Origin of the sequence: Rathayibacter tanaceti (assembly GCF_001634385.1) — a bacterium.
Classification (GTDB): Bacteria; Actinomycetota; Actinomycetes; order Actinomycetales; family Microbacteriaceae; genus Rathayibacter; species Rathayibacter tanaceti.
Window position 1 is genome coordinate 1 of record NZ_LIIN01000111.1, and the last position, 9,549, is coordinate 9,549.

The following is a 9,549-nucleotide window of genomic DNA, read 5'->3' on the forward strand; positions in this document are numbered from 1 at the left end:
TCGAAGGGATGCTCGGCCGGTCGCGGTGAGCGGCGGCGGAGCGGGGTCCGCGGGGAGGCCGCTCCCAGACAGGCGCACGCGGTGAGTCGGCAGCGGCTCCTCGCCGAGTCGGTCCGGCCGCCCCCAGCCCGGCAGCAGCCCGCCGATCGGTCGGTTTCGCCCCCCTTTCGGGACGGGTCACGTCAATCCCCCGATCCGCCGGAGCGGACGGCTCGCCCGCGGGGTACGGTCGTCGCAAGCGCCCACCGTGTGCGCTTCCAGGCGCTCCGTTCGAGCGGAAGGCGGGATCGTCGTGAGTGTGATCGCCGCCAACGCCGCGAAGCAGAAGGTCGCCGGGCGCTACTACCTCATCGAGCGGATCGGCTCGGGCGGCATGGGCTCGGTCTACCGCGCGCACGACGAGACGGTGCAGCGCGACGTCGCGGTGAAGGTGTTCCGCGCAGAGGCCTCGAACCCCGAGGACGTCGCGCGCCAGGAGCGCGAGGTGCGGATGCTGAGCTCGTTCGCGCATCCGGGCATCGTGAACCTCTTCGACGCGGGCCTGCACAACTTCGGCGGAGAGGTGCGCCGCTACGTCGTGATGGAACTCGTCGCCGACCCGACGATGGAAGCGCGCCTGGATGCCGGCGCGCTTCCCGCACACGAGGTCTCCGCGATCGGCACGCAGTTGGCCGAGGCGCTCGCCTACCTGCACGAGCGCGGCGTCGTCCACCGCGATGTGAAGCCCGCGAACATCCTGGTCAGCGACGTCGCCTCCAGCGGCTACGACCGCACCGCCAAGCTGACCGACTTCGGCGTCGCCCACTTCATGGACGGCTCACGGCTCACCAGCGACGGCATCGTCATCGGCACGGCGAGCTTCGTCAGCCCGGAGCAGGTGGCCGGCGAGCCGATCAGCGGGGCGAGCGACGTCTTCTCGCTCGGGCTGGTGCTCCTCGAGGCGCTGACGGGTCACCGGGAGTACTCCGGCACGGTCCTCGAGGCGGCGCTCGCGCGGCTGCACCGCAGCCCGAAAGTCCCCGACACCCTGCCGGAGGAGTGGCGGACGCTGCTCGCGGCGATGACCGCGCGCGACCCCTCCGTGCGGCCCACGGCTGACGAAGTGGCGCACCTGCTGCGCGGCGGCGTCGGCTCGGTGCCGGTGGGCTCGGAGTCGCGATCGGCGCGCCTGCGGCGCTCGGTGATCATCGGCTCCAGCATCGTCGGCGTCGGCGCGATCGCGGCGCTCTCCTGGATGCTCGGGGCGCTGGCGGGGCGCTGACGGGGGCCCTCGGCCCCTGCGGATCGCACGGAGTCCGGCAGGTCGGAGATCCTCGTGCAGAGGGCGCGGGAGTGCCGCAGATCGAACGCGGTCACGGCTTCGCGGGTCACCGGCAAGGAGGGCAGGCAGGCCCGGGCCCTACGCCTCCCCGGGCAGCGCCGGCCGCAGAACGAGGCGCGTCCAGGCCCCCACGTAGAGCCGATCGCCCTCCTCGACCTCGCGGCGCTGACCCGCCGGGATCGGGGTCTGCGGGATCGGGGCCCCGGCCTGCGCGAGGTAGGTGCCGTTCGCCGACTGCAGGTCCTCGACCCACCAGCGGTAGCCGTCGGTGCTCAGCTGGCAGTGGCGGCGCGAGACTCCGGAGTCGGAGCCGCAGTCGATCTGCGGCGAGATGCCGCGGGAGACGGAGGGCCGGCCGACCAGCAGCGAGCGCTCGCGGAGTACCACGGTCGCCGGAGGTCCGGGAGAGGGCATCGGGTCGTCCGCGCGCTGCTCGGCGTACCAGTCGGGGTCGACCCAGAGCTCGGCGATCCACGGACGGTCCGGGTCGGCGGGCGCCTCGGGAGCGAGCGTCTCGGCGACGGGCGACCCGGCGACCGAGGGGATCACCTCGGTCGGGGGCTCAGCCGCGGCGGGAGGCGACGGCACCGGAGGCGCCGTGGCGACGGGCACGTCGAAGCCCGCCTCCTGCTCCGGCACCAGCTCGGTGACCGCGGCGGGGTCTCCGCCCGCCGCGGCGCCTCGCCCAGGTGCGAGGCCGGATCGCCGGCCGCCGTCGCGGAGCCGCCCGCCCCGCCCGGCACGCGCAGGGCCCCCGACTCCGTGAAGGGGTCCACCTCGGGCAGGGAGCCGGTGGTGAAGTCGTAACCGCAGTTCTCGCAGAACAGCGCGCCGGGCTCGTTGGGGAACGAGCAGTGCGGGCAGACCGAGGGTCCCGTCGGGATCGCGGTGGTCGGCGCAGCAGCGGCCGGAGGCGGCGAGGACGGGGCACCGATCGGCGCTCCGCAGACGTCGCAGTAGTCGCCGGAGGCCGAGGTGTGCCCCTCGGGGCAGCGGAAGCTCACTTGCGCACCCGGGTGGTCTTGGTCGACGCGGTGTCCAGCGCCATCTCGTCCAGACGGGTGGCGCCGCGCTTGAGCCGCACGGTCCCCTCGTTCGGGTTGTCGATCTCGACCACCTTGCGGAGCTTCGCGGTGGCCTCGTCGTTGCCGGTGACGGCGGCGAGCTGCACGGCGCGGCCGAGCTTGACCGTCGCGGTCGCGTCGTCGCCGACCGCCTTCGCCGCGAGCCCGTCCTGGATCGCCGAGGCCAGCTCGGTCTGCCCGGTGTAGTGGGCGACGGCGGGATCGATACGGGCGGTCAGGGCGGAGTCGTCGGTCCACCGGGCCTTCACCAGAGCGGAGGCGACCACCTGGTCACGCACGCTGAGCTGGACCCGCGCGGCGAGCTGCTCCGCGCCGACCGGCTTCGACGCGACGCGCACCGCCACGTGGTACTCGCGGGACTCGTCGCCCCACGCGCCGGTGGGGTAAGCGCCGGTGAGCGGGTTCACCGCGGTGCGGCGTGCGCTCAAATCCTCGAGGTTCGGCGCGACCTGACGGACGAACAGCAGCTGAGCGCCCTGCGGCGTCCAGACACGCAGCTCGCCGTTCGCGACTCCGCGGCCCATCGAGGCGCGCATCAGCGACTCGAAGTCGGCGGCCATGTCGGCCGGGTTCGCGATCAGGCCCACAGTGCCCAGCAGCGCGCTCGCGATCGTCCGCGCCTCCTCGACGATCCAGCGCGAGCCGACGCCGCGGACGTCGCACTGGAACTCGCCGCCCGCGGCGCGGATCGCGGCATCGAGCTGCATCCGCGACTCGTGCTCGTTCTTGCCGTCGGTGAGGAGGATCGCGTGCCGCTGCGTCGCCTCCGGAACAGTCGCGAAGAGCTGGCGCGCGAGTGTGAGCCAGGTGCCCATCGCGGTGCCGCCGTCGGCCTGGAGGAAGCCGATCGCCTCCTTGGCGGCGGCACGGGCGCCCGCCTCCATGCGCACCATCGAGACGGAGGCGTTGGGGTAGGGGAACGCGCGGTCGGCTCGCTCGGAGCCGGCGATGACGGCGAAGAAAGTGCCGTCGAGGATCTGGTCGACGGCCACAGCGGCGGCGCGCTTGGCGGCGGTCAGATTCTCTCCAGTCATCGAGCCGGAGCAGTCGACGATGATGATCTCGGCGGCTGCACCGTCCGAGCCGGCAGCACCGGTGCCCGAGGCGGTGACCGTCACGATCGCGTGCACATCGGTGGCGCCGTCCGAGAGGAACTCGTTCTGGAACACACTCGCGCTGAACTCCGCCATTCCGCCAGTTTATGGGGAGCAGCGCTCGCGGCGGCGCTCCTGCCCACGGGATGTGCAGGCAAGGGTGGACCCGTGGCACCGCCCGCCGGCGCCCGCTTCGACTACTCGCTCGGCGATGGTTCGAGGGCATCCGAGTCGTCGGCACAATGACGTTCCCGCCGTCTCTGCTCTGCCAGAGCGATCCGAGGGGGGACGAAGGCGTCGTCTCCCGGGCTGAGAGGGCCCGGAGCGACCGGGTAGCATCGTCGGCTCCGAGAGGGAGCGAGGACGGATGCGGGCCTTCACGCCGGTCGAGCAGCGGATCGACGACGCCGCGCGGAGGCTGCTCGCGCGCGGACCCGCTTCGGGAGCGCGCGCAGCCCTGATCGAGTTCCTCGTCTTCGGGGCCAAGCAGGCGTGGGCCTGCGTCTTCGGAGCCGCGCTACTCGCGGTGATCCTCGCCGCGCGGCTCTGGTACCCGGACGACGCCGCACTCGCGCGCAACGACCTGCTCACGCTCGCCGCCGTGGCACTGCAGATCGTGATGATCGCCACGCGCCTCGAGACCGGTCGGGAGCTCTGGGTGGTCGTGCTGTTCCACGTGGTCGGCACCGGCATGGAGCTGTTCAAGACCGATGTCGGCTCATGGAGCTACGCGGCGGACGGCGTGCTGCGACTGGGCGCCGTGCCGCTGTTCAGCGGCTTCCTCTACGCCTCCGTCGGCTCGTACATGGTGCGGATCCACCGCCTCTTCGATCTGCGCTTCGAGCGCTGGCCGAGGCGCTGGCTGACCGGGGTGGTCGCGGTGCTGATCTACGTCAACTTCTTCAGCCACCACTCTCTGCCCGACGCCCGCTGGCTGCTCGTGGCAGCGGTCGGCGCACTGTGGGTCCGCAGCACAATGGTCTACCGGGTCCACCGCGGCAGCCACCGGATGCCGTTGCTCGTGGCATTCGCGCTCGTCGCGACCTTCATCTGGCTGGCCGAGAACATCGCCACGTCTGCCGGCGCCTGGCTCTACCCCGATCAACTCGACGGCTGGCACGTGGTCTCGCCCTCGAAGCTGGTGTCATGGTTCCTCCTCATGATCGTCTCGGTGGTGCTGGTCACCTCGGTCTACCGGCCTCGCGCTCCCGATCCCGTGGCCGCCGTCAAGCCCGAGGCCGACGACGCGGCCGGCTGAGAGAGTGGCCCGATGCCTCCCTGGACCCTCGCTCTCGTCAGCGGCGCTGCCGGCGGCGCCACCCTCCTGATCGGCGCGGCGCTCGCCTGGCTCGTGCGCGTGCCCGCGAAGCTGACCGCCGCGCTCGTCGGCTTCCTCGTCTTCGCGTCGGCACCGGGCGCGGTCGTCGCCTTCGTGACGACGGTGGCGGCAGGAGCGATCCTCGCGATGATCTCGAACACGATGATCCCGGAGGCGTTCGACCGCGACGACGTGATGACGGGGATGTACGCGGTTCTGGGGTTCGTGACGGCGTTCGCGCTGCACGCGGTGGCGTAGCGGGCGGGACGCGAATCCCGGGGACGGCGCGGGTCCGGGAACGGGGACCCGGAGCTGGTGCGCGGGCCGGTCAGCCGCCGAACGCCGTCAGCGCGTCATCGAGCAGGGCTAGGCCGCGCACGACCTCGGCGGGGGTGATGACCGCCGGCGGGACCACGTGGATCCGATTGTCAGCGGTGAAGGGCAGCAGGCCGCGCGCGAGCAGGTCTGCCTTGAGGCGGGCGACGGACGCGACCGGCAGCGGCTCTCGCGTCGAGGGATCCGACACGAGCTCCAGAGCCCAGAACACTCCGGATCCGCGGACCTCGCCGACGAGCTCATGCTTCGCCTCAAGCGCAGCGAGGCCGGGTGCGAGATGCTCGGAGCCGATGGTCCGCGCGTTCTCGACGATGCCCTCCTCCGCCATCGCCTCGAGCGTCGCGACGACGCTGGCCGCAGCGAGCGGGTGGCCGGAATAGGTGAGCCCGCCCGGGAAGACGCGCTCGTCGAAGTGGTGCGCGATCGGATCCGAGATGATGACGCCGCCGATCGGCACATAGCCGGAGTTGACGCCCTTCGCGAAGGTGATCAGGTCCGGGCGCACGTCGAAGGCGTCGAAGGCGAACCACTCGCCCGTGCGGCCGAAACCGGCCATCACCTCGTCGAGGATCAGCTGGATCCCGTACCGGTCGGCGATCTCGCGCACGCCGGCGAGATAGCCGGGCGGAGGCGTGAGCACGCCCGCCGTGCCGGGGATGGTCTCGAGGAGGAACGCCGCGATCGACTCCGGCCCCTCGGCCTGCACGACACGCTCGAGGTGGTGCAGAGCGCGCTCGCACTCCTGCTCGGGTGACTCCGCCCAGAACTCGCTGCGGTAGAGGTAGGGGCCGAAGGCGTGCACATGGCCGCGTGCGAACTCGTTGGGGACGCGCCGCCAGTCGCCGGTGGAGACGATGGCCGCGCCGGTGTTGCCGTGGTACGAGCGGTAGAACGACACGACCTTGTCGCGGCCCGTGAACAGGCGGGCCATGCGGATCGCGTTCTCGTTGGCGTCCGCGCCTCCGTTGGTGAAGAAGACCTTCTCGAAACCGTCAGGCGCCCGCTCGGTGATCAGGCGCGCCGCCTCCGCCCTGGTCTCGTTCGCCGCGGCCGGGCCGATGGTCGCGAGGACGCCGGCCTGCTTCTGGATCGCGGCGACGACCTTGGGATGCTGATAGCCGATGGTGACGTTCACGAGCTGGCTCGAGAAGTCGAGATAGCGGGTGCCGTCCACATCCCACACCTCGGCGCCGAGCCCGCCCGCGATCGGCAGCGGGTTCAGCGCACCCTGCGCCGACCAGGAGTGGAACACGCGGGAGCGGTCGGCGGCGGCGACCGAGGCGTTGTCGCGGACGGCGGGGGTGGTCGGGGACGTCATGGCCTCCATGCTGCCCTGCCGGAGTCGCGCACGCGAGCGGTTCGGCCGAACTGCCCCGCAGCGGCGATCGGAGCGCGGAGGCGGTCGTCAGCGTGCCGTCGGCGACGGCTCGAAGCGAGCGAGCGCCGCCGTGATGTTGTCGTGGCCGCCGCGCTCGTTCGCCCACGCGACCAGTGCCTCCGCCAGCACGACCGGATCGGAGCCGACCCGCGCCTGCGCCTCGTGCAGGACCCGTGCGAGATCCTCGGCCGCCGAGGCGTAGTTCCAGAGGCCGTCCGAGCAGGCGAGCACCCAGCCCGGCTCGTCGAGCAGCTCGGCGGAGACCCGGGGCTCCTCGTCGTGAGCGTCGGCTCCCAGCCAGCGGGTGATGGCGTGCGCGTCGGGCGCCGTCTCGGCCTGCTGCCTGGGCACCCCCGCCGCGATCTGCTCCTGGGCCCACGAGTCGTCGACCGTGAGCAGCCGAGGGACCCCGGTGTCCGGGATCCAATAGCTGCGGCTGTCGCCCACGTTGCCGGTGACCAGCAGTGCGCCGTCGAGCACAGCGGCGGTGAACGTGCACGACGGCGGGTTCGCCCGCTTCTCGGGCACGGCGGCGTCGATCGCCCCGGAGGCGCGCGCCGTGGCCATCTGCAGCAGCGCTCCCCAGTGGTCCGCCCCGCGCGGCTCCCCGCCGACGTCGGCCTCGAGAGCGCTCAGTGCGGCCCGGGCAGCGGCGAGCGAGGCCTTGTCCGAGTCGGGAGTCGATGAGACGCCGTCGCAGACCACGAGCAACGCGAGCCGCAGCGCCCCCTCGTCGGAGGCGGCGGCTCCGGTCGCCATCGCGTCCTCGTTGGCCGCGTGCCGGAGTCCGCGGTCGCAGACACGCCGACGAGCCGGTGCGGCGCCTCGGCCCAGTGCTCGCGCTCGCTCGGAGCCGGACGGCCGCACTGCTCGCAGTAGCCGTCGTCCGCGACCACTCCCCGGCAGTAGACGCACGAGACGCTGCCGGCGACGGCGACGGGCGGAGCGGAGGAGGCGGCGGTCACGATCAGGGCTGTGCCACAGGCCTCGCAGAAGGCGTCGCCGGTGGTCACCGGTTCGCCGCAGGTCGGGCACGGCGTCGCCAGCCCGGCGCTCACGTCAGGGTCCAGCGTCGCACCTCATTGGCCCGGTCGACGAGGCGCAGGCGCTCGGCGCGCTCGCGGGTCGACGCGGCCAGCGCGCGGTAGGAGGCTTCGAGACCGTCGCGGATCGCGGCCTCGTTCGCCTCCACACCACCCACGGTGGCCCCTTCTGCGGGGCCGTCGCGACGCACGAGCTCGAGCGCGGAGGCGAGGACCCGGGTGGTCAGCTCGAGCCGCGTGCGCTGATCGACGGCGACCGAGTCGACGCTCGCGAGCGCGGCGGCGAGCGAGGGCAGACCTCGCCCCGACTCCGCGAGCAGCTCGGCCCGTCGGCGCCGGGCGTCGACGTAGGAGGAGCGGGTCGGAGTGACGATGTCGAGCGCGTCCAACGCCCCGTCGAGGTCGTCGCGCAACTGGCGGACCCTGGCGAGGCCGAAGGCGGCCGGGGCCGTGTAATTCGCGTCGGCGCGGGCGCAGATCACGTAGAGGGACTCCGCCACCTCCGGCTCGCCGCTCGCCTCGCACGCGGCGGCGAGCGCCAGCTTGGGGGCGAGCTCACCGGGGACCTGGCCGTACACGGTGTTGAAGGAGGCGCGCGCACCGACGACATCGCCGCGCGACAGCTGCGCGAGGCCGCTCATCCAGACGGCCCGCCACTCCCACGGGTCCTCGGTGAGGATCTCGCCCGTCGCGCGCGCCGCCTCCTCCCAGCGCTGGGCCTCGATGGCGGCCCTGGCACGCGCGAGCCGCACCTCGACGGTGACGGTGGGAGCGAGCGCGAGCGCCCGCAGCCGCACGATCGGATCGGAGACGTTGACGCCGGCGAGCCAGGCCCGCGCCGGGTCGGACTCGTCCCCTCGCAGCGACGGCAGTGCATCCCACGGCGGAACACGGTCGACGACGTCGGCGACGGGCGCTTCGAACAGCGCGGACTCCGTCGAGTGCAGGGCGGGGTGGCCGGGGCCGCGATCGGTCGCGACGACCTCGCGCAGAACGCCCAGGAGCTGGCCGCGCATCTCGTCGACGGTCGCGAAGCGGTCCTGCGGATCGGGCGCGCAGGCCTTCGCGACCAGGCGGTAGAACGAGTCGTAGCGCTGGAACAGCGGCGTCTCGGACACGGGAGGGAGCGAGGCGACGTACGTGGTCTGATTGCCGCGGAAATCGAGGACGAGAGAGGCGAGCGTGCGTCCGATCGTGTAGACGTCCGACGCGACCGACGGGCCGACGTCCGGGACCTCGGGCGCCTGGTAGCCGATCGTGCCGTAGATCGCGGAATCGTCGTCGTCGATCCGGCGGACTCCGCCGAGGTCGATGAGCGTGACCTGATCGCCCACCTGGATCATGTTGTCCGGCTTGAAGTCGCAGTAGAGCAGGTCGTGGTCGTGCAGGTAGGCGAAGGCCGGCATCACCTCGAGCACGAAGGCGAGGGCCTGGTCGACCGGCAGCGGGTCGGCAGCGCCACCGTTCGCCTCGAGCCGCTCCGTGAGGATCTGCTTGAGGCTCGGACCTCCGACGTACTCCATCACGATGTAGCCCGCTCCGTCGTGCAGGACGAAGTTGTAGATCTCGACGATCAGCGGATGCTCGACCTCGGCGAGGAACTGGCGCTCGGTGATCGCCGCCGCCGAGGCGTCCGGGTCGCCCGAGTTGAGCAGGCCCTTCAGCACGACCCAGCGGCCCGAGACGTTGCGGTCGCGCGCCAGGTAGATCCAGCCGAGCCCGCCGTAGGCAGGCAGCCGACGACCTCGTACTGCCCGCCGACGACGTCGCCGCGGGAGAGCTGGGGAGTGAACGAGAACGGCGTGCGGCAGCTGGGGCAGAAGCCCTCTGTGCGGCCGGGGCGGCCGTCGCGGCCGCGGCCGACAGCCGTCCCGCAGTGCGAGCAGAAGCGCTTGCGCTCGGGCAGCACCGCCTCGGTCATCAGCGCGGCCAGGGGGTCGGCGGCCGGTCGGGAGGGAACCGTCGTCAGCCCGG

Annotated in this window: 9 protein-coding genes and 1 pseudogene; 3 read left to right on the forward strand and 7 right to left on the reverse strand. The window is 72.6% G+C overall.

The features are described from left to right. The first annotated feature begins 292 nt into the window (after positions 1-292). Positions 293-1,261: a serine/threonine-protein kinase gene (locus ACH61_RS12115; RefSeq protein WP_068212380.1), complete on the forward strand. Its 969-nt coding sequence runs from the start codon at positions 293-295 to the stop codon at positions 1,259-1,261. Between the two features lie 138 nt (positions 1,262-1,399). On the opposite strand, the gene ACH61_RS18485 is transcribed toward ACH61_RS12115, so the two are convergent. Both ACH61_RS18485 and ACH61_RS12125 read right to left on the reverse strand, forming a co-directional pair. Then, on the reverse strand, positions 1,400-1,933 hold the full coding sequence (locus ACH61_RS18485; RefSeq protein ID WP_082845237.1) for an FHA domain-containing protein: 534 nt from the start codon (positions 1,931-1,933) through the stop codon (positions 1,400-1,402). Positions 1,934-2,321: 388 nt separating this feature from the next. Continuing rightward, entirely contained in the window at positions 2,322-3,596 is a 1,275-nt protein-coding gene (locus ACH61_RS12125) for a VWA domain-containing protein (RefSeq protein ID WP_068212381.1), read from the reverse strand. A 271-nt stretch (positions 3,597-3,867) separates the two neighbouring features. Between ACH61_RS12125 and ACH61_RS12130 the strand changes: the two genes are divergently transcribed. After that, positions 3,868-4,758: a DUF817 domain-containing protein gene (locus ACH61_RS12130; protein WP_068212382.1), complete on the forward strand. Its 891-nt coding sequence runs from the start codon at positions 3,868-3,870 to the stop codon at positions 4,756-4,758. Positions 4,759-4,770: 12 nt separating this feature from the next. After that, positions 4,771-5,076: a hypothetical protein gene (locus ACH61_RS12135; RefSeq protein ID WP_068212383.1), complete on the forward strand. Its 306-nt coding sequence runs from the start codon at positions 4,771-4,773 to the stop codon at positions 5,074-5,076. 70 nt (positions 5,077-5,146) lie between these two features. Here the strand turns inward: ACH61_RS12135 and ACH61_RS12140 are convergent, their stop codons facing one another. From ACH61_RS12140 to ACH61_RS18490, 5 genes and pseudogenes are all read right to left on the reverse strand, one after another. Next, a complete protein-coding gene (locus ACH61_RS12140) occupies positions 5,147-6,472 on the reverse strand; it encodes an aspartate aminotransferase family protein (protein ID WP_068212384.1) in 1,326 nt (441 codons plus the stop codon). An 87-nt stretch (positions 6,473-6,559) separates the two neighbouring features. Continuing rightward, positions 6,560-7,291 (reverse strand): PP2C family protein-serine/threonine phosphatase, encoded by a 732-nt coding sequence (locus ACH61_RS12145; RefSeq protein WP_068212385.1) that lies wholly within the window; start codon positions 7,289-7,291, stop codon positions 6,560-6,562. A 161-nt stretch (positions 7,292-7,452) separates the two neighbouring features. Continuing rightward, positions 7,453-7,590 (reverse strand): annotated as a pseudogene (locus tag ACH61_RS19365) (zinc-ribbon domain-containing protein); the annotation flags it as partial. Beyond that, positions 7,587-9,242, reverse strand: coding sequence for a tetratricopeptide repeat protein (locus ACH61_RS12150; RefSeq protein ID WP_236713667.1), 1,656 nt, complete (start codon positions 9,240-9,242; stop codon positions 7,587-7,589). The gene ACH61_RS12150 and the pseudogene ACH61_RS19365, both read right to left, overlap by 4 nt. Beyond that, positions 9,236-9,549, reverse strand: a 314-nt coding sequence (locus tag ACH61_RS18490; RefSeq protein WP_330220163.1) for a serine/threonine protein kinase, incomplete at its 5' end; no start/stop codon positions are given. The genes ACH61_RS12150 and ACH61_RS18490, both read right to left, overlap by 7 nt.